Genomic DNA, 18,947 nt, shown 5'->3' on the forward strand with positions numbered 1-18,947 from the left:
AGGGGAAGAGGCTGGCGATACTTTCGCCAGCCTCTTTCGCATAAGCGACGACTACGCAAAGGTTAATAATTTCTTATGAAATGACAGAAATCAAGGTTGCTGGGCATAGGATATAAGCGGATGAGAATGCTGCTATTCGTGTTAGGTAGTGGGCTCAAGGTGAACTTCCAAGGAGGTAAAATGCATGTATGATGCCCAATGGCGAGATTGGAAGCCGTTCGTAAGTCCGCATGATCCATGTCCGCCTATCCGCGTGAAATGGTACATCGTTCCGCCGAATCAGTACATTACGTTCCAGCCGATGAACTTGCCCCAATACTCGTTGGACGAAGCGTTGCGCCGAGGTACGTTATGGCCTGCGTTCTATAGTCCTTATCCTTCCAGGCGAGCGGTTAAAGGGGGGAAAGGCAATGGTTGACCGGTTCGAGCGGAATGAGCGCAACGATCGCAACGACCGCGATGGACGCAACGATCGCAACGATCGCAACGATCGCAACGACACCGTCAAGAAACCGGATAACGGCTTGCGGGGCGACGAAGCTTATTGCCTAGAACTTCTGGAGCTGCAGAAAGTAGATTTCGCGTTAGTCGAGCTCACTTTATATTTGGATACCCATCCTACGGATATGCAAGCCGTTCAGCAGTTTAATCAATTGGCGCAACGAAGGCAACAAATCGCCAACGAGTTCGAGATGAGATACGGTCCTTTGCTGCAATTTGGCCAAAGCTTTAGCCGATTCCCATGGCAATGGGTGGATACCCCTTGGCCATGGCAAGTCTAAGACGAGGGCGGTGTAGAGAAGATGTGGATCTACGAAAAAAAACTCCAGTATCCGGTAAGGGTAAGTAAATGCGATCCCCGTATGGCCAGATATTTGGTGGAGCAATACGGAGGAGCGGACGGAGAGCTATCGGCGGCATTGCGATATTTGAATCAACGCTATACGATTCCGGATAAAGTCATCGGGTTATTGACGGATATCGGCACGGAAGAATTCGCGCCAACAACATATACATCATATTATTCCGATAATTTGGGTTGTAGAATCAATTCAAACTGATCCGCGAGCCCCGACCATCGTCCGCCTACATCCTTCTTATAAACCGCCATTTCAAGCACAGATTTAAGAAGCTCGTTTCGCTTCGATGGATCTTCGGTATTGGGATAGAGCTCGATTACTTTCGTGACCTGCGGTATAACCTCAGACCTTGCCTCGATACGTTTCCCCTCGTTAGATAACTCTTCCTCCAGTGTTATTATTCCATTCTCTATTTCGTCTATTTCTTTCTTGGTTGCTATTGATCGTGTCATGTAAGTATCTAAATCGTATATCTTGCGCTCTAGAAGATTGTGTTGCTCATTTTTCTGCTCATTCAATATGACGAGTTTCTTCCTCATCCCCTCAATGGATGAGCGTATTACTTTGAGTTTCAATTCATCATCCGTTTTTGCGGGGTTTACATCATCCCATTGTTTACTGTATTGATCCAGCCATATTTTGAGGCCGTCTAAAATCCGTTCTTCGACGATATGAATGTAGGTGCTCACCGTTGGGCAATTTGGTTTGATACACATTAGAGATGATGAACCGTTCTTATAAGGTCTACCTATCATAGTCGAGCCACAGATCGCGCAGCGTACGAGAGAGGCGAGAGGATTCGTAACTTTACCATCCCATGTACGTGGGTGGTTGTTCTTTCTTAGAAGCTCTTGTGTTCGCTCAAAAACCTCCTCCGATATAATCGCAGGATGTAGCCCTTTTTCTTCTGTTGTGTCCTCTCTAGCAAGCCTAGGGCGGCTCTTCCCGGCTCTTTTACGCACAACTGGACGGGTGCCCCATTTCACATTCCCAATATAAGTCGGGTTCCTTAGAATGCCATTAACAGTCGCGACGGTCCAACTGGAATTTTTCATCGTTGGAACTTTCAGCACTTCATTGAGATAACGAGCTATTCTAGCTGTTCCCATACGCTTCTCCGGGTCAGGCTCGTTGTACAAATTAAATATCAATTCTATTATCGGTGCTTGTTCTGGGTTAATTTCAAGCGTCCATCCCTTGCCGGGAAGTTTCTTTCGATCGTATCCATATGGAGCGATATTTCCTATATATTTACCTTCAGCAACAGCGGTCTTTCTCCCGTTCTGTTGCCGTCGATTAATAGTCTTAAACTCTCGGCGGCTCATGTATAGGCCGAATTCGAAATACTCCTCGTCATCCGCATTGTTTGGGTCGAATGTCCTCATCGGTGTGACGATCAGGGTATTGGAATATTTAAACGCTTGAGCGACGATGCCTTGATCCATAGTATCCCCACGTGCCAAACGTTCGACCTCGACGACAAGTATACCCGTCCATTTCCCTTCGTCAACATCAGACAAGAGACTCATCATATCGGGGCGCTCCGAGATTCGTTCACCCGATATGGGTTTTTCCTGATAAATTTTCGAGATGGTGATATTGTGCCTTTTGGCCAAATCAAATAAGACTCGTTTATGTTTTGCATAAGTATCTTCATCACCGCGAGATTCGGCTTCTAGATCAACACGTGATTTACGGAGATACGCACCATAGTCTCCGGGTGGTAGTTGTCCGTACATTAATGGGCCTCCTTAAAACATATCTACGAAGTCTCTTCTTCAATCGTAACCATATATCCTCCGGAGCCTATCTAATGCGTCAGAATTTTTCTTCCATAAAGTTTCATTTCTTTGGTGTGGCTGAAATATTTGATCCACCTTCGGAACTTGAATAACTTCTTGTTGTTTATGATTTTGATGTGATTTAGTTCGTGAGGAATGAAATGACATCTCTTCCTCTGCTAGGAAGTAGTCACTTCTTACGAGTTCTGATTCTAAATGTCGTATTCCAAGATGCGAGCATCGGATGGCCACGGAGATCGGAGAGACACGAAGCCAGGATGCCATCTCCTTAATAGAAGTTTGTTCATTATGTACAAACCAAAATAACTCGTCTGGCATCAAGAGGCATGAGGCAAATTTATTAGCCTGAACCTCTTCATACCGGTCCTCATCGTGTGTTTGAGTAACGTCCGATTCGTGCCCAAGAAAATAATGTCCGATTTCGTGAGCAGTTGAAAATCGACGACGTGTATAGGGATGATCCGAATTGATCGTGATGTAAATCCCATTGTTGCTCGGGACGATCATTCCGCAGGTATTTTGATGGAGTGGCAATTTTCTAAATTTTAATCCAAAGTGGAGCCCGACTTTTCTTAGGGAAATAGGTGAGGTTGACGATCTTCGATGGATGTCTATTCCCGATTGTTTCAACAGATACTTTGTGTCTGGTGAGTAGGGCATAGGGTGTCCTCGCCGATGATTATTTAGTTTCCGTCTTTTTTCTCTGTTTCTATCATCTCGAACACTTTTAATATGTCCTTCAACTGCTCCTTGTTCATTTTAGAGGCAGTCCTTAGGATAGCTGTCGCTTCAAGTGCTGCTCCTTTTTTTTGAAGCTTATCAAGAAGTTCGATGATTTCTGGGTCGACATTATGATTACTACCAGATTTTGATGTTGTAGAACGGGCATCGGTTCTTCCCATTAGATAATCAACTGAAACCTCAAAGAAGTTAGCGAACTTTTCGATCGTTTCCATATCTGGAGTTCTAGCGCCTGTTTCGTAGCCAGATATCGTTGATTCCGCAAGTGTAAACTTTTCACCAAATTGTTTTGCGGTTAATCGCTTTTCTTTTCTAAGTTCCCTCAATTTTTGGGGAAACACATGAACCACCACCTATTAGTAAGTATACTTCGCGAAATGCGAATTGCAGAGTGGAAATAAAAAAACTTCGCAAAATGCGTTGACAACAACGCGACATGCGTTTATATTGAGAATAAACATCGCGAAACGCGAAGTGTTAGGGGGTGAAAAACCATGAGTGCACTTACACAGGCTCGTATCCTGGCAGGTCTATCCATTGAAGAAGCTGCAAGAGAAATCGGTATACCTTCGGGGTATTTGTCTGAAATAGAGAACGGAAAGCGTGGCGTAAGCTCTGAAAGAGCGGATGTTATCGCCAGTGTATACCAAAAAAGTAAGGACCAAATTTTTTTGCCCACTCGCTACGCGATACGCGAAGTTTTATCAACGAACTCTGCATAGCGAGGTGAGATTTATTGGACGAACTTCAAAAAGCCCGCGAAGAAATAGCAGTAGCTTCGGAATCCAGAAGCAAACGGATTAGCGCACTGATCCGCTTCGTCAGCGTGCTGGTCGACCAAGCAAGCGAAGCGAACTTGACTCCTGATGAGATGCGATACGTCGGAGCTGTTTTTAAGAAAAACCTGGACTTGTTTGCAGGATATGAAGAGAGGAGGTAAATTTCAATGCCCGTCCTCCAGATACAGCCGCATATAACTCCTAATGGAGGGGATGCGAACATGAAGAAACGGAAAAGTCTACCTGTTCCAAACATTGTTAAGACTTATAAATTTGGTAACTCTACGGTCCATATTGCTGATAATTTTGTTGCTAAAACCCCGGACGATATCAAAAAGGTGTTGGACCGTTATCATGCTGCGGGTTGGGCAATCATCGAAGAACTTATAGCTAAAGGTGAGCCCGTGTAAAAAGAAAGCCCGCCAACCGGCAGGCCTTAACATGAGGTGTGGGGTTACACCGGGTACAACATCATGATACATCGCTTCACGCTCCCGCGTCTGTTCGATATTCGAACAAATAACAGAATTGGAGTGAAAGAGAAGATGAAATTGGGAGCGATCTTGACCGCTATGCGTGAACGAGCTGGCTTTAGCCAAGAAGAACTTGCGGCGAAGCTGAACAGATCCAGATCATCGGTAACAAAGCTTGAAAACAATAAGCAGACATTAGATGTGACAACGCTTGTCCAGTGGTCAAAAGAGACAAGTTCACAAGAAGTGGTCGTTGCATTCCTTTGTGGAATGGATGGCATTACGATCATGCAACAATTATTCCAGAACGTTATGCAAGTGACTGTAGGGCTTTAATTAATTTATATACAAATTGTATCATTTAATGAAAATAATAACAAGTTGTATCGAAAGGGATTGATACTGTGTACAGAGGAAACAACACCCAACAAGCGGCAAGTCACATTGAAACGGCGTTGCAGTACTTGAACGAGGCAAAGAGTTTGTTACTTCGAGCTAAGAATGACCAACGAATTAATTTGTGTTTGAACGTCGGAGCGTTGGAAGAAATTCATAACACTTTAATGGACCCAGAGTGTACGCCGGAGATTGCAGAGGGTCATGGCGAGCTAGAATACGTTCCCATGTTTGATGATTGTATATGGGACGGGGAACGTATCGAGGAAACCAAAACGTTGTTGTTCCATGAATTCATTGAGAATGGAGGTTGAGACAGTGGAAGCGTTGCGGATGCATTTGTGCAACCTGATAACATCGCGAAACCTACTGAATAGGCTAGATATGGACCCGGAATCGTTTGCACTCGCGCTTTTGTGGTTGGACAAAGAGATCGAAGAGGCACATCGGGACATGGATGCCTTAATGAGAAGTTCAGCGGCATAAAAAAATAACCCTTCCGCGTGGGGCGGGAGAGTTGTCGTCATTTAAAATCACTTTTTATGAATATACCATATTCGGTATAAAGGGGCAATGACATTGAGATTCCGTTGGAACAAGGAAGGATCAGAGAAAGCGGTAATCTGCATGGCCTACGGCCGCGTAAGAACGAAGCGAATGGATATCGATGAAGCCTTGCATCATACCATCGCACTCCATGCTCGAAATCCAGAAGCTATTCCTAAAAGAACTTTGGACAGGCTTCGAAAGATTGTTATGGCAAAAGCAGGATAAAGGAGTTGAGGGGATGCCGGACAGTTACCCCTTTCCGATGTACTCGGGGATATTTGAACCAAAACATTATAAACAGATTGGCGCGGCCCTATGGTTCTTCTCCTGGTGCATCAACTCTACAACAAAGGAGTGCGAGGAGGAGGACGGAGTAACGTGGGGTTACGTGCACGGCAAGAAGCCCATGAAGCTATCCGAACTCGCTGCACCTTTTGGAGTCAACGATAAAACGGTAGGGAGATGGATAGAAACTCTCGAAGAGCACGGCTATATTCGTACAACAAGAGCACCTTACGGGCTAATTGTTGCAGTACGAAATAGCAAAAAGAGAACAGACAAAAATGTCCGATCTGATGATATAGAACAGACAAATATGTCCGATCTCTCAATGCCAGAACAGACAAAAATGTCCGATCACGGAGTTATTTTACCGGAGAGAACGGACAGTAATGTCCTATCTAATAAAGACTTAGATCTTACTATTACTACCTCTATTAATAAGTCACCGATCATTCAACTGATCGAATCATATTGCAATCTTCATAACAAAATTGAATTTCATTTGAAAGACAAGGAACGAACCCTCATGTTCAAAATGATCGGAGATGGTATACCCGTTTCACTGATCATCGAAACCATGCAGGCGGTGTATAGGGAGCGTAGCGTTGAAACGAATATTACGTCATTTCTGTACTACAAAAGCGTTATTTATCAAGCTTGGGAAACGGTAAAAGCCATTACCGAGGGAGTGCCAATCTCTCCGGTCGCCCTTGGTGAAGATTCCATAACTAACAGGGTGCCAGCCCCTGTAGTCGCCCTTGGCTCGCCGCGAAGAACCAGACCACAACAAGAACTTGACGATTTACGGAGAAAGCGAGAGGAGGCACGACAACTTGAACAGGGTTGAGGTTATCGACTTACTCATGGAGATCAAAGAGGAATACCCATTCTTCGACGTTAGCGACGAAAATATCGAACGTCATTTTAGATACCTTAAGGATTTTCCCTTCGAAGCAGCGATGCGAAACGTGGAGCAATACATCAAAACTGACAGCAAGAAGCATCCGGGTATCGCAGACATTCGCGGCCGTCTCGGTGATCAGTTAGATAGTCAAAGGAGCAAAGAAGAAACAGCGAATTACTTCGCCCAACTGGAAGCATCGAGGCTTTGTAACTCTCCTCCTCCAACCGGCTACTGGGAACATATGCGAACGTTGATACGAGGTGAATCGGTTGAGTGAGATGAACGACATGAATAACTGGATGGATATGCAACCACCTGTTGATATTGAAGCAGAGCAAGCCGTTTTAGGAGCCATCCTCCTCGAAGCAGAGGCCATTGAAACAACTCGCGAGAAATTACAAGGTGGAGAGTTCTCGGAGATGGCTCATAAAAAAATCTATCGTGCTATGATCGCAATCGTCGATTCGGGTGAACCGCTCGACGTTCGTTCGCTCACGGCTAAGTTGGAGGATAGCAAGGAGATCGACAAGGTCGGCGGTGTTATGTATCTAGCACGACTGGCTGATTCAACACCAACTGCTGCGAACGTCGGATGGTATGCCGATCGGGTGGCAGACATGTTCCTTAGGCGGGAAACCTACGAGACTATGACTGAGCTATGGCGTCAGGCCATGAAGCAAACCGACACGAACGCGTTCCTTGCAACGGCGGAAATGGCAATGAGCAAGATTTCCGACAGGGCAGCTCCGCGGCAGGAATTCAAGCTTATGAAAGACATTTTGCAAGAAGTGATGGAGCAAACAGAAATCAGATACGCCAACCGACATAGTTATCGCGGTGTCACTGGCATATCTTCCGGGTACGTCGACTTAGACAATATGACATCCGGGTTTCAAAAAGGCGACTTGATAATCGTTGCTGCTCGTCCGTCCGTAGGGAAAACAGCGTTTGCTTTGAACATCGCTCAAAATGCAGCGAAACATATCATTATTGACGAAGAAACAATCATTCTTGGAAGATCAATAGCTATTTTCAGCCTCGAAATGTCTGCTAGCCAGCTAGTAACACGCATGGTCAGTGCGGAAGGAAACATAGACGCAAGCAGAATGCGTACAGGGTTTTTGGAGGGAGAAGACTGGGAAAAGTTGTCGATGTCAATTGGGAAATTGCACGATGCACAAATTTATATCGACGATACCCCGGGCATCACAGTCAATGAGATTCGCTCCAAATGCCGGCGACTAAAGAAGGATAAAGGGCTCGATATGATCTTAATTGATTACCTCCAGCTCATACAGGGCAGCGGCCGCCGCGGGGCGAACCGTCAGGAAGAGGTATCGCAGATATCCCGGACATTAAAGCAGATTGCACGCGAGTTGGAAGTACCGGTTATCGCACTCTCCCAACTCTCCCGAGGAGTGGAGCAACGCCAGGACAAACGTCCAATGATGTCCGACCTAAGGGAATCAGGGGCGATAGAGCAGGACGCGGATATCGTTGCATTCCTATACCGAGATGACTATTACGATAAGGAATCCGAGAAAAAGAACATTATCGAGATTATCATCGCCAAGCAGAGGAACGGACCAGTCGGAACAGTCGAACTCGTTTTCTTTAAGCAGTTCAATAAGTTCGTAAGTCTAGATCGTTCCCATTCCTCATCATTTGCACCATTGAAACCACCCAGGACTGATGATGAGACGGATTAATTCATGATTGGAGGTGTGTTGGATGAATGCAGGAGAAGATAGCTGGTTTTCGACTTTCGAACTTCCACCAAAAACGGCAGAGTTGGTCAAAGTGGATAAAGAAAAGAAGCACATTGTCGTGATGGATAAACAATCGAACGGAAACTACATCTTGAGATATCGTGGGTTTACAGATGCTGAGAAGGCAGACAAGAAGCGACAAGAAAAAATGGCGAAGAACATCGTCAGTTAACGTTTCCTGAGAGGAAGGATAGAAAGATGGTCCACAACCTTAAAACGTTGCCAAAACACTTCCGGGACGTTAAGAGCGGAGTAAAGACGTTTGAAGTCCGAAAGAACGATTGAAACTATCAAGTCGGCGACACGCTCAACCTGCAAGAATGGAGCCCAGAAGACGGATATACAAGCAAAGAGATCGAACACGATGTGATGTACATCCTAGACGATCCGGAATACTGCAAAGAGGGATACGTGATTCTAGGCTTCGCCTAACTAACCCTACGCCCGACAACATAATCCCAAGCCGTATCAGGTTTACCCAATACCCTAAAGGAGAGATATAGATAGATGACAACAGTTAAGATAATCGACCCTACACATGTGTTATTTGGACAAGAGTTAAATGGAGGCTGCGTCTATTTTGACGTTTATCATCAAGGAAGCGGCGGCCCCGACTTATTCCAGATTGAAACACCGGCAGGGAAGCAGACAATCCTTTCAACGAAGATCGATACAGAGCACTATTGGGAACAACGTCGCCAAAAGGAAATTCACAGAATCGGTGCAAACGTCGGTGACACCGTAATAATTATTCGCGGTGGTTCTGGTTCATCCAAAGCTAACTTTGATTGGAAAGCACCTCACGTCATTACAAAGATTGATAGTAGCGGCAACGTTGAATGGGATAACGGGGCGGCCAAGGGATTCCGACCAGACGTCGAAGTCATTAGCAGAGCGGAGGCACATTCCCATGAGTGAGATAAGCAAACATAGGTTGATAGACGGAGATAAGTTAAAGGATCAAATTAAAGCGCGATTGAGCAAGGTTCCCGGTTATAGAGGTGAAGCAACAGAATTGTCCGATCCATTTCACCGAGGGAAAGCGACAAGTTATGAAAATGTGCTGCGGGATATATATTACCTCCCATCCGATCAGGGAGAAGCTACAAGGATGCGGGAGGCGTTGGAGAGAATCAAAAAGATTGCAACTGATGATCAACAAGCCAAGCTTCCTAACCCACTATGGGCGAATCTCATTATAGCCATAACGGATCAAGCCCTCTCCTTTCATACAGAGGAACAGCAAAAAGAATCACCTGAAACAATGAGTTTCACAGAGTGGTGCAGGGTCATGGAAGCGGAAGATGGGGAGTTTCACGGAATTCCTCTTATTTTCAAGTGGTCGATGTATGGCGAGTATCTTGAACGCATCGGCATTCATGCAGGCAATACAGGGATACAGAAAGCGCGGAGCATTGACGAATGGCATGAGGATTACGGAGATGTTCTTTGGTGGGCGTTTCCGATTGAAGAGCCGCCGTATGTCGGATCACCACTTGATAATGACTGGCCGGGATACCATACGCACTGGACAGGCATTACCATCCCAGGAATCACAGAGGAGAGATAGAGCCGATCTATCTGGCGGAGTAGACACATTATGCGAAGGAGTGTTGACAATGTTGGATATCTGCAAAGGTTGCTTAGACGCCGAGATCGTGGACGATCAGGGCTATTGCCAGAGTTGCGCTGACGATCATAAGTAGCGACTGTGAATATGACACATTATGCGAAGGAGTGTTGACAATGTTGGATATCTGCAAAGGTTGCTTAGACGCCGAGATCGTGGACGATCAGGGCTATTGCCAGAGTTGCGCTGACGATCATAAGTAGCGACTGTGAATATGACACATTATGCGAAGGAGTGTTGACAATGTTGGATATCTGCAAAGGTTGCTTAGACGCCGAGATCGTGGACGATCAGGGCTATTGCCAGAGTTGCGCTGACGATCATAAGTAGCGACTGTGAATATGACACATTATGCGAAGGAGTGTTGACAATGTTGGATATCTGCAAAGGTTGCTTAGACGCCGAGATCGTGGACGATCAGGGCTATTGCCAGAGTTGCGCTGACGATCATAAGTAGCGACTGTGAATATGACACATTATGCGAAGCAGGGAGGGGAAGAAGTGGAGTACGAAAAACCGAAGTGTGAATGCGGCACGGATTTAGTTGTAAGGATGGATAAAATTGCAGAGTTTGAGTTTGCGATCAAGAAGGACGGACGGATATCAAAGAAAGGAAAGAGGGTTACGGCATTTTCACAGAGTAATTGGGGTAGCTTACATTGCAATAAATGCGGAAACATTTACGAATTTAATTACGACCTTATTGGACAAGAATCATTTAAGTTCAAGCGCGAAGAGCAACTTTAATACACATATCGAAGATAAAGCGAAGGAGATAGGAAATGACCAATAAAGGAGCGATAGCGATGAACAATCAGTTTACGTTGTGGTATGAGCCCAGTAAGGCAAACGAGGTGCGGGGAGTAGTAAGGGAGAATGTAAAGCGGAAATACGGCTTCTCCGAAAGTGAGTTCGTATCGATCGGTGGAGGATTCAAGTTCCTTTTCGATGATGAGACCAACGGCGAGATCGCCATCACGTTCGAAGAAGACAAGAATGGATTCCGGGTAACGGTAGCCGGCACATGGTCATATGAGGTTATCGATGTTTATCACAATACGCTTCCGTTTTCTGCGGATTAGGAGGTATCCCATGACCCAACCTAATGAGCAGTACGAATTCATTTGTCATCATTGCAAGAAGGTAATAGATGCATTATCGCGGGAGATTTACCAAAAAGCATATGAGGGACATAATCGTTGCTTATCCTGTAGAACGTCTCATCCTAAACCTAATGAGCAGTTGAAAGATTAAACACAACAAATTAGTCATCAATGATAAGGAGGGAAGGTCATTAACTAAAATGAAAACCTATGTGGTTGAACTTATTCCAAGGCCGGATTTAAAATACGATTCTAACAAGTGGGCAACACTTTTAGTTCTCGCATATGAGAAGAATGAGGAGCTGTACGGAGTCTTAAAGGGAATTCGTTCAGGCGGTACGAGGTTGAGGGTAGGTAAAGCTACTAATGGCGTAAAGCGTTGGATTCTAAAACCTGACATCGATCCATCAGGAAAAATCGCGTGGGCTTCGAAGTCAGAATACGAAGAAGCTCGGGACAAATACCTTATGCCTCATATGGAGGAAATAATCATGTTACTTAAGAAATTAGAAGATCGTTTTCCGCCTTCATGGTAGATCGGAACAACCCGCCATCTTGGGGAGATTGGGGAGGAATCAATATCAACATTAACCTAAACCAACGACTAATCGCAATTGAAAACGGTGAACAACCCTATGAAATCGATGGTTACAAGTTACTAGAACCGGATGGAATCGTACTTTTTAAGGGTCAAGGAACATTAACCCTCGCTAGATCAGATGTGTCGATAGTGCAAATTGGGGAGAAGGAAGAGGGAGACAGGTAAAGAAAAACCCCCGATCCTAGCTGGGGAGCCGGTCGGGGGATACGAACATACGCACCCTTATTATACTACATGAGGCGGGGTGCCGGGTACATGATAATAATTAGCGAATATAAAGATTTGCTCGGAGAACTTGAAACACTAGAATGGATGCTGGACAACGTAAATCGTCAGTTCATGCAAAATAGGGCAGATATGCATGGACACAAAATTCCATTTATCAAAACAATTGCACGCCAAGATAATTTAGTAGAAAGAGTGCGGGAGTTAGAACGGGAAATTGGAGAAAAGAAAACGCTAATCCGGCGCATTGAAGAGAAGTTTAAGAATTTCACTGGGCTATCTTATGTCGTATTCTATAAGCGGGATATAGAGAATAAAAGCCTGCAAATAATTGCAGACGAGCTCGGATATTCATACGATCACATCAAAAGAATAAGTAGAAAAACATCCATGAAGTCTGAAAAATAACCACGATGCCACTTTTATGCCACCACGGGGTTGCAAATTAATGTTATTCTCATAGCATCGAAACATATGATAGTAAGCGAAAGAGGTTGTCCGATTATGGGCGGCCTCTTTTGTATTTCATTCCAAAATGGGGTGGTGGTTTTGAATCCTGTACAGCCGATCCGCGATGACAGAATCGTGGAAGGCATGAAGCATTACTTTCGAATGAGAAGTATGAGGAATTACTTGTTTTTCTGCATCGGCATCTATTCCGGTCTCCGGGTTTCAGACTTGCTGACGATTAGGGCAGGGGAAGTAAGGAGCATTCATGTTAACAAGATGGAAAAAAAGAATAAGAACAGTAAAAGGTTCATTATTCACGATAGCATTCGCTACGAGTTGGACCTGTATATCGAAGATAAGTCCGACAACGAATATCTGTTCGCGAGTCGGCAGAAAAAGACGATTAGCCAACTTGAAGAACAGCCTATCGACCGTTCAACGGCTTATCGATTCCTCAATGAAGCGGCTAAACACTTCGGACTCGAAGAGATCGGGAACCACACTCTACGCAAAACGTGGGGATACAGGCTATATTGCCAGGACGAGCGCAATCTAGCGTTACTAATGGATGCCTTCGGTCATAGCGATATGCGAGTCACTTTGCGGTACATTGGCCTTACTCAAGACCTTTTAGACCGTGCAACCCTGCGAATGCGTTGATATTGGTGCACCATAATTCGGGTGTTGTTGCACTCGATATTTTTCGGCTCAACGCAGTATATGAAGGAACAGAAATTCGGACATAGGTCGTGACTGCACCAGAATTCCTTTGTGGTGCACTCGGGAACCAGTTTCTAGGAGATTGTTAATGGAGTTCTTTACCTCGCTAAAGTAATTCATGGAAATAAACTGGTAAAAAACGATTGACAAACTCGAATACCTCTCGGAGGTGGTGGTGATGGCGTGAGACCAAGGAGTGACAAGCGGGAAAAAGCATTCATGATGTGGCACAATTCCGGGCGAAAAATGAAATTCGTTGAAATCGCCAAGCGACTCGGAATATCACCGTCGCAAGTTCGGAAATGGAAGCATGAAGACGTATGGAAGACAAAGCAGCCAAGGAAGCGCGGCGGTCAACCAGGCAACGTTAACGCCTCAGGAAATAATGGCGGCGGCGCTCCACCCGGGAATAAGAATAACTGGAAGCATGGGGGCTATGAATCCATGTGGATGAGCCAAATTGCTGTTGATCACAAATTGAAGCTAATGAAGACGGAGACGGACCCGCGAAAGATTCTCGTTAACGAAATCTTCCTTCTTGAATATCGCGAATTCAAGCTGATGGGCTACATCAAGCAGATCGAGGAAGGATGGGACGCGAGCTCCACGCAATCGAAGAAAGAGCGGTTCCAGAAGATCGTGGATGATATCGGTGACGTACCGACGTTTGACGAGGAAGGAAATCTCCAGACGGAACGGAAAGTCGAATACGAGATGATCGAAGTCGAGATCGTCACGAAGACGCCGCAAATGCTGGAGCGTTTACTTTCCATCGAGAATGCTCTATCCACGGTTCAAGGAAGAAAACTGAAGTGCATCGCGCTCCTTGACCAGTTTGACCGGAACGAGCTTACCGTCGAAGAACTTAAACTCAAGGTCGAGCGTATGCGGCTTGAGGTCAAGAATCTTAAGGAGGCAGCGTGGTAAATGGCGCGTCATAGTGTGCTTCAGGCGTTTTATGTTTCGAAAGTTTGGCGCGATTTTCGAATGACTTTGATTCTGGAGCGCGGCTTACGATGCGAACATTGCGGAGAGATGGTGACCGTTGCAAAGGAGTTAACCGCTCATCACGAGATTGAGCTAACGCCGGACAATGTTCATGATCATATGATCTCTCTTAATCCTAAGCTAGTAAAGCTGGTGCACCATCGTTGTCATAACGTGATCCACGGAAGATTCGGAGCTAAGCGAGGGCGCAGCGTTTACCTGGTATATGGTCCACCGCTCGCCGGTAAGAAGACGTTCGTGACAGAGCAAATGATGCGCGGCGATCTTGTCGTCGATATGGATCGGCTATTCGAAGCTGTATCCTTTCAACCTTCTTATGATAAGCCGGACAATCTATTGAGCAATGTCATGGGCGTACACAACCTATTGCTAGACAACGTCAAGACGCGAATGGGTAAGTGGGGCAACGCTTGGGTGATCGGCGGATACGCGGATAAGTTCAAGCGAGAACGGACAGCTGACATGATCGGTGCTGAGTTGGTATTCATTGATGCGTCTCAGGATGAGTGCCTTGCTAGACTCGAAGCAGATTCAATGCGAATGCATTATGTTTCAGACTGGCGGGGATACATCTGCAAATGGTTTGAACAATACCAAGCATAATGGGATACCCCCCCGGTTCAAAAAAGGAGGGCTACGGGGCTACACCGCGCCCCCAACCCGATTTTGGAGCAAACATGAAAAATCGAAATTCGGACAGAAGGTGAAAATTCCGGTGAAAAAGGATGAGTACGACAAAGAATTGGCGAGATTGCGCGAACTATTCGCAAAGGCGGACCCGGATAAGGCAGATTTGGTTGATGGTCTTTTGAAGGATGCAGCCTTCTTAAAATCTGAGAACGCGGAGTTGCGCGGTGTGCTGGCGAAGACCGGAACGGTCAAAGTGCATCCGACTAACCCGATGTTGCAAAAGCCGGTCGAAGCGGCCCGTCAGTACCTGAAAAACGTCAATTCCTATTCCGTCATCATAAAGACGCTGAACGGCATCTTGAATAAGAACATCATTGACGACGATGATGACGACATGAAGGAATTCGAATGAACGCACCTTGGTCTTCCTGGCTGCATGAGTATATGCACAAATGCCGGTCCGGTGAAATCCTTGTCGGCCAGGAACTAATGCAGATGTTCGACATTTTGGACGAGCTACTGCATGATCCGGACATTCGTTTTGATCCAGAAGACGCGAACAAGCGAATCAAGTTCATCGAAGAAAAATGCCGACATTTCGAGGCCCCCTATGCGGGAAAGCCGTTCAAGCTGGAATTGTTTCAAAAGGCGTTCGTAACCGCGCTACATGCGTTCAAGATGTTTGAAGAGGAAATTAGCAAATGGGTGCGCCTGTTCCAGGACGTGCTTTTTTTGGTTGGACGGAAGAATGGCAAGACGCCGCTTATTGGCGGGCTGAACCTTGCCGAGTTTTTCTGCGGGCCTGAAGGGATCAAGATCCTTTGTTCCTCTAATGACTACGAGCAAGCTGCGCTAATGTTCGACGCAATTAACGCCATGCGCGAGGAATCTCCATCACTGGAGAAGGTGACACGAAAGAACCTGACGGGAATCTACTTTGGTAACCCAAAACGCCGGACGAAGAAGAGTAAATTCAGCTATCGCAATAAGGGCCATATCAAGAAGATATCCGCTAAGACGGGCGCAAAGGAAGGACGGAATATCGCGGTCGGCGCTGCTGATGAAGTCCACGAAATGAAGGACAATTCCGGTGTCATGCCGATTCGTCAATCTCTATCGACGCAAGATGAGCCGCTGTATTACGAGTTAACGACTGAGGGATTTACCAACGACGGGTACCTTGATGGACGAATGGTTGAGGCCCGTCAAGTCCTTAACCGAGAATTGCATCGTCCGCGTTGGCTCGTCTGGATATATACGCAGGACAGCGAACAGGAAGTTTGGCAGGACGAACGGACATGGGTGAAATCGAACCCCGGACTCGGCACGATCAAGAAATGGTCCTTCCTTCGGACGATGGTCGAGGAGTCGAAAACGAATAAGGCGACACGCATATTCGTCTTGGCGAAGGATTTTAATATCAAACAGAATAACGCGGCGGCCTGGTTGACTGCGGATGAAATTACGAACCAAGATGATGTGCCTTTTGATCTGGAGAAGATGCGCGGACGTATTGCGATCGGTGGTGTCGACTTATCGAAGTCGGGAGATCTTGCTTGCGCACGTGCTTTGTTCCTGATGGGCGGGAAAAAGTACACCGTTTCGCAATATTTCATTCCCGAATCAAAGCTCTCTCAGCTCTCCAAAGAAGATTTGGAAAAGTACAAATCATGGATTCGCGAGGGTCGGATGACCGTGAGTGATGGGAATGAAAACGACTTCCGTTTGGTGACGCAATGGTTCGTCAAACTGGTTAAATCATACGGCATCCGCTTCCTCAAGATCGGATATGACAAATGGTCAGCAATTTATTGGGTGAAGGAAATGGAGGATGCGGGTTTTGATATGGTTCGCGTGGCACAGGATTGGGCACCGATGTCCGAACCGATGAAGCTGGTTGAAGCCGATCTTCGGAGCAACCTAATTTATTACAACAACGACAATCTGGATAAGTTTTGTCTGGAGAACACGGCCATTACCGTCAATTCCAAAATGGAACAAATGCCGATCAAGGTACAGGGCAAGGACGATAGAAAGATCGACGGAGCGGTGACGCTCATCATTTGCTATCGGGCATATATCGACAACCGAAGCGATTTTGTGCGATTGTCCGCATGATCATACAAGAAAGGAGGAATGTGCGTGATTTTAATGGACGTTCTCCGGCGCTGGTCTATGGGGCGCAAGGAAAGCAAGTGGTTTCGGATGTTGAACGGAGGTATTCCCGTCTTCGGCCAGTTCGGGACAAACATTTACGCCTCAGACATGGTTCAAAACTGCATTAACGTCATCGCAACGGAAATGAGTAAGTTGCAGCCACGTCATATTAAGACACGGGAGAATGAACAGACTGTTCCGAATGGAAATATTAACAGGCTGTTTCGGTTCGGGCCGAACCCGCTCATGACGACGAGCGAATTTATTGAAAAGAAGATTTGGCTGCTGATGATGAATTACAACGCCTTTATCGTCCCGATCTTTGATTCGGACTATAGTACCGGAATAGAACGGCGGACATATCGCGCGTTGTACCCGATCAACCCAAGCCGAGTTGAGTTTCTACAAGATCCGACTGGGGAACTGTTAATTCGCTTTTTCTTCCCATCCGGTGTTGACTTTACATTCCGTTATGCAGACGTGATTCACCTACGAAAGAAGTTTTCAGTCAATGAACTTATGGGCGGTGGTGCAGACGGGCAACCGGACAACGCAGCCCTACTCAAAGTCCTGCAAACCAATCATGCTCTTTCGCAAGGTCTGGAGCGTGCGGCAAGAATAAACGCTGCAATTCAAGGCATCTTGAAGGTCAATACTGTGCTTGATGATGATGGGATGAGAGCAGAGCGAGATCGGTTTGTAAAGCTTGTTGAATCAGGCGAAAATGGCATACTCCCAATGGATTTAAAGGGTGAATATACATCGGTCAAGGGCGACGCGAAGTTTATCGACAAAGATACACTTTCCTTCCTGCAACAAAGTATTTTGAACTGGTTCAGCGTCTCGTTGCCGATATTGACCGGTGAATTTACGGATGACGAGTACCAAGCGTTTTATGAAAAAGCGCTTGAGCCACTCGTCATTTATTTTGGCCAAAAATACTCTAAGGTGCTATTTACGGAGCGGGAGCTGGATGTTGGTAACGAAATCGCTTGGTATCAGCGGGATATGAATTATTTATCCACCAACTCCAAGATAAACATACTAAAAACGATGGGCGAACAAGGATTGTTAACGGACAATCAGAAGCTTGCGTTGCTAGGTTATCCGCCGATTCCGGGTGGCGATCGCATTACGCAATCTCTCAACTACATTGACGTGAAGTTGATCAACCAATATCAAATGCAAAACAAATCCAAGGCGGTGACTGAAGATGAAAAATAAGACGTTGCCTCAAGGTATGGAGCGAGAGCGCCGGTCTTTTGCGGTTCCAGACCTTCGGGCTGATGGCGGGGATGGGATCATCCAAGGACATGCGGCTGTATTCGGACAAGAGGCGAATATTGGTGGTTGGTTCTTGGAGATCATTGAACGCGGTGCATTCGACAAGACGGATTTCAAGGATGTGGTCATGAGTTTTAACCACAACCTCCAACAAATCCCGTTAGCCCGCAGTCGTAACAACAACGAAAATTCCACACTGCAATTAAGTGTGGATGATGCCGGATTGTTTACGCGAGCAACACTCGATACGGAAAACAACTCGGAAGCCAGATCTTTATATAGTGCAATTGGGCGTGGCGACATCTCAGGGATGTCGTTTATTTTTTCCGTCCGAGCTTCCGGTGTTTTCTGGGAAGGGCTTGATACAGAACTTCCCATCAGAAGGATCAAAGACATAGCTCGTGTGTACGAAGTATCTGCGGTATCTTTCCCGGCCTATGCCGGGACTGACATACAAGCTCGGGACGCGCAAGCGCTGGAGAGCGCCCGCGCTGCACTGGAGAGTGCGAGGTCGGGACTGGTGAGTCCTAAAAACGAGTTAGAACTATTGAAAGCAAAACTAAACTTGCGCTAATTAAAGGGAG

26 protein-coding genes and 2 pseudogenes are annotated in these 18,947 nt (G+C 46.0%); 25 read left to right on the plus strand and 3 right to left on the minus strand.

Annotated elements, in window-relative coordinates:
• The first annotated feature begins 184 nt into the window (after nt 1-184).
• The 3 genes and pseudogenes from HH215_RS34895 to HH215_RS34905 all read left to right on the plus strand — a co-directional run.
• Nucleotides 185-418 carry a spore coat associated protein CotJA gene (locus tag HH215_RS34895; RefSeq protein WP_169284115.1) on the plus strand — a complete coding sequence of 78 codons (234 nt, stop codon included), beginning with the start codon at nt 185-187 and terminating at the stop codon, nt 416-418.
• 106 nt (nt 419-524) lie between these two features.
• The gene (locus HH215_RS34900) at nt 525-782 is read left to right on the plus strand and encodes a spore coat protein CotJB (protein ID WP_254450644.1); all 258 of its coding nucleotides are present in this window, start codon (nt 525-527) and stop codon (nt 780-782) included.
• A 21-nt stretch (nt 783-803) separates the two neighbouring features.
• Nucleotides 804-1,001: pseudogene (locus tag HH215_RS34905) on the plus strand (manganese catalase family protein); the annotation flags it as partial.
• A gap of 20 nt (nt 1,002-1,021) precedes the next feature.
• On the opposite strand, the gene HH215_RS34910 reads toward HH215_RS34905, so the two are convergent.
• The 3 genes from HH215_RS34910 to HH215_RS34920 are packed head-to-tail and all read right to left on the minus strand — an operon-like array spanning nt 1,022 to nt 3,744.
• Complete coding sequence (locus HH215_RS34910; RefSeq protein WP_169284117.1) at nt 1,022-2,599, minus strand: recombinase family protein; 1,578 nt, start codon at nt 2,597-2,599, stop codon at nt 1,022-1,024.
• 39 nt (nt 2,600-2,638) lie between these two features.
• A complete protein-coding gene (locus HH215_RS37120; protein WP_169284118.1) occupies nt 2,639-3,322 on the minus strand; it encodes an ImmA/IrrE family metallo-endopeptidase in 684 nt (227 codons plus the stop codon).
• Nucleotides 3,323-3,345: 23 nt separating this feature from the next.
• Nucleotides 3,346-3,744 (minus strand): helix-turn-helix domain-containing protein, encoded by a 399-nt coding sequence (locus HH215_RS34920; RefSeq protein WP_254450313.1) that lies wholly within the window; start codon nt 3,742-3,744, stop codon nt 3,346-3,348.
• Between the two features lie 153 nt (nt 3,745-3,897).
• Here HH215_RS34920 and HH215_RS34925 point away from each other — a divergent pair, with 153 nt between their 5' ends.
• From HH215_RS34925 to HH215_RS35030, 22 genes and pseudogenes are all read left to right on the plus strand, one after another.
• Nucleotides 3,898-4,125: a helix-turn-helix domain-containing protein gene (locus HH215_RS34925; RefSeq protein ID WP_169284119.1), complete on the plus strand. Its 228-nt coding sequence runs from the start codon at nt 3,898-3,900 to the stop codon at nt 4,123-4,125.
• Between the two features lie 14 nt (nt 4,126-4,139).
• A complete protein-coding gene (locus HH215_RS34930; protein ID WP_169284120.1) occupies nt 4,140-4,343 on the plus strand; it encodes a hypothetical protein in 204 nt (67 codons plus the stop codon).
• Between the two features lie 60 nt (nt 4,344-4,403).
• The gene (locus HH215_RS34935; RefSeq protein ID WP_169284121.1) at nt 4,404-4,592 is read left to right on the plus strand and encodes a hypothetical protein; all 189 of its coding nucleotides are present in this window, start codon (nt 4,404-4,406) and stop codon (nt 4,590-4,592) included.
• A 135-nt stretch (nt 4,593-4,727) separates the two neighbouring features.
• Nucleotides 4,728-4,991, plus strand: a complete 264-nt coding sequence (locus HH215_RS34940) for a helix-turn-helix domain-containing protein (RefSeq protein WP_169284122.1) — start codon at nt 4,728-4,730, stop codon at nt 4,989-4,991.
• Between the two features lie 847 nt (nt 4,992-5,838).
• Nucleotides 5,839-6,729, plus strand: coding sequence for a helix-turn-helix domain-containing protein (locus HH215_RS34945; protein WP_169284123.1), 891 nt, complete (start codon nt 5,839-5,841; stop codon nt 6,727-6,729).
• Entirely contained in the window at nt 6,716-7,063 is a 348-nt protein-coding gene (locus tag HH215_RS34950) for a replicative helicase loader/inhibitor (protein WP_169284124.1), read from the plus strand. Before HH215_RS34945 ends, HH215_RS34950 begins: the two co-directional genes overlap by 14 nt.
• A gap of 1 nt (nt 7,064) precedes the next feature.
• Complete coding sequence (gene dnaB / locus HH215_RS34955) at nt 7,065-8,495, plus strand: replicative DNA helicase (protein WP_169284719.1); 1,431 nt, start codon at nt 7,065-7,067, stop codon at nt 8,493-8,495.
• 22 nt (nt 8,496-8,517) lie between these two features.
• Nucleotides 8,518-8,727 (plus strand): hypothetical protein, encoded by a 210-nt coding sequence (locus HH215_RS34960; RefSeq protein WP_169284125.1) that lies wholly within the window; start codon nt 8,518-8,520, stop codon nt 8,725-8,727.
• A gap of 26 nt (nt 8,728-8,753) precedes the next feature.
• A pseudogene (locus HH215_RS36625) lies at nt 8,754-8,987 on the plus strand (DUF3850 domain-containing protein).
• Nucleotides 8,988-9,062: 75 nt separating this feature from the next.
• Complete coding sequence (locus tag HH215_RS34970; protein WP_169284126.1) at nt 9,063-9,473, plus strand: hypothetical protein; 411 nt, start codon at nt 9,063-9,065, stop codon at nt 9,471-9,473.
• Nucleotides 9,466-10,125, plus strand: coding sequence for a hypothetical protein (locus tag HH215_RS34975; RefSeq protein ID WP_169284127.1), 660 nt, complete (start codon nt 9,466-9,468; stop codon nt 10,123-10,125). The genes HH215_RS34970 and HH215_RS34975 overlap by 8 nt, the downstream gene beginning before the upstream one ends.
• Nucleotides 10,126-10,686: 561 nt before the next feature.
• Nucleotides 10,687-10,932, plus strand: a complete 246-nt coding sequence (locus HH215_RS34980) for a hypothetical protein (RefSeq protein ID WP_169284128.1) — start codon at nt 10,687-10,689, stop codon at nt 10,930-10,932.
• A gap of 35 nt (nt 10,933-10,967) precedes the next feature.
• The gene (locus HH215_RS34985) at nt 10,968-11,267 is read left to right on the plus strand and encodes a hypothetical protein (RefSeq protein ID WP_169284129.1); all 300 of its coding nucleotides are present in this window, start codon (nt 10,968-10,970) and stop codon (nt 11,265-11,267) included.
• Nucleotides 11,268-11,488: 221 nt separating this feature from the next.
• A complete protein-coding gene (locus HH215_RS34990; protein WP_169284130.1) occupies nt 11,489-11,824 on the plus strand; it encodes a hypothetical protein in 336 nt (111 codons plus the stop codon).
• A gap of 320 nt (nt 11,825-12,144) precedes the next feature.
• Nucleotides 12,145-12,522: a hypothetical protein gene (locus HH215_RS34995; RefSeq protein WP_169284131.1), complete on the plus strand. Its 378-nt coding sequence runs from the start codon at nt 12,145-12,147 to the stop codon at nt 12,520-12,522.
• Nucleotides 12,523-12,663: 141 nt separating this feature from the next.
• Entirely contained in the window at nt 12,664-13,224 is a 561-nt protein-coding gene (locus tag HH215_RS35000) for a tyrosine-type recombinase/integrase (RefSeq protein ID WP_169284132.1), read from the plus strand.
• Nucleotides 13,225-13,467: 243 nt separating this feature from the next.
• The gene (terS, locus tag HH215_RS35005; RefSeq protein ID WP_169284133.1) at nt 13,468-14,211 is read left to right on the plus strand and encodes a phage terminase small subunit; all 744 of its coding nucleotides are present in this window, start codon (nt 13,468-13,470) and stop codon (nt 14,209-14,211) included.
• The gene (locus tag HH215_RS35010) at nt 14,212-14,895 is read left to right on the plus strand and encodes an HNH endonuclease (RefSeq protein ID WP_169284134.1); all 684 of its coding nucleotides are present in this window, start codon (nt 14,212-14,214) and stop codon (nt 14,893-14,895) included.
• Between the two features lie 112 nt (nt 14,896-15,007).
• Nucleotides 15,008-15,334, plus strand: coding sequence for a hypothetical protein (locus tag HH215_RS35015; protein ID WP_169284135.1), 327 nt, complete (start codon nt 15,008-15,010; stop codon nt 15,332-15,334).
• Nucleotides 15,331-17,040 (plus strand): terminase large subunit, encoded by a 1,710-nt coding sequence (locus HH215_RS35020; RefSeq protein ID WP_169284136.1) that lies wholly within the window; start codon nt 15,331-15,333, stop codon nt 17,038-17,040. Before HH215_RS35015 ends, HH215_RS35020 begins: the two co-directional genes overlap by 4 nt.
• Before the next feature lie 33 nt (nt 17,041-17,073).
• Nucleotides 17,074-18,303 carry a phage portal protein gene (locus tag HH215_RS35025; protein WP_169284720.1) on the plus strand — a complete coding sequence of 410 codons (1,230 nt, stop codon included), beginning with the start codon at nt 17,074-17,076 and terminating at the stop codon, nt 18,301-18,303.
• Nucleotides 18,293-18,937: an HK97 family phage prohead protease gene (locus HH215_RS35030; protein WP_169284137.1), complete on the plus strand. Its 645-nt coding sequence runs from the start codon at nt 18,293-18,295 to the stop codon at nt 18,935-18,937. The genes HH215_RS35025 and HH215_RS35030 overlap by 11 nt, the downstream gene beginning before the upstream one ends.
• Nucleotides 18,938-18,947: the final 10 nt, after the last annotated feature.

Origin of the sequence: Cohnella herbarum (assembly GCF_012849095.1) — a bacterium.
In the GTDB taxonomy this organism is placed as follows: Bacteria; Bacillota; Bacilli; order Paenibacillales; family Paenibacillaceae; genus Cohnella; species Cohnella herbarum.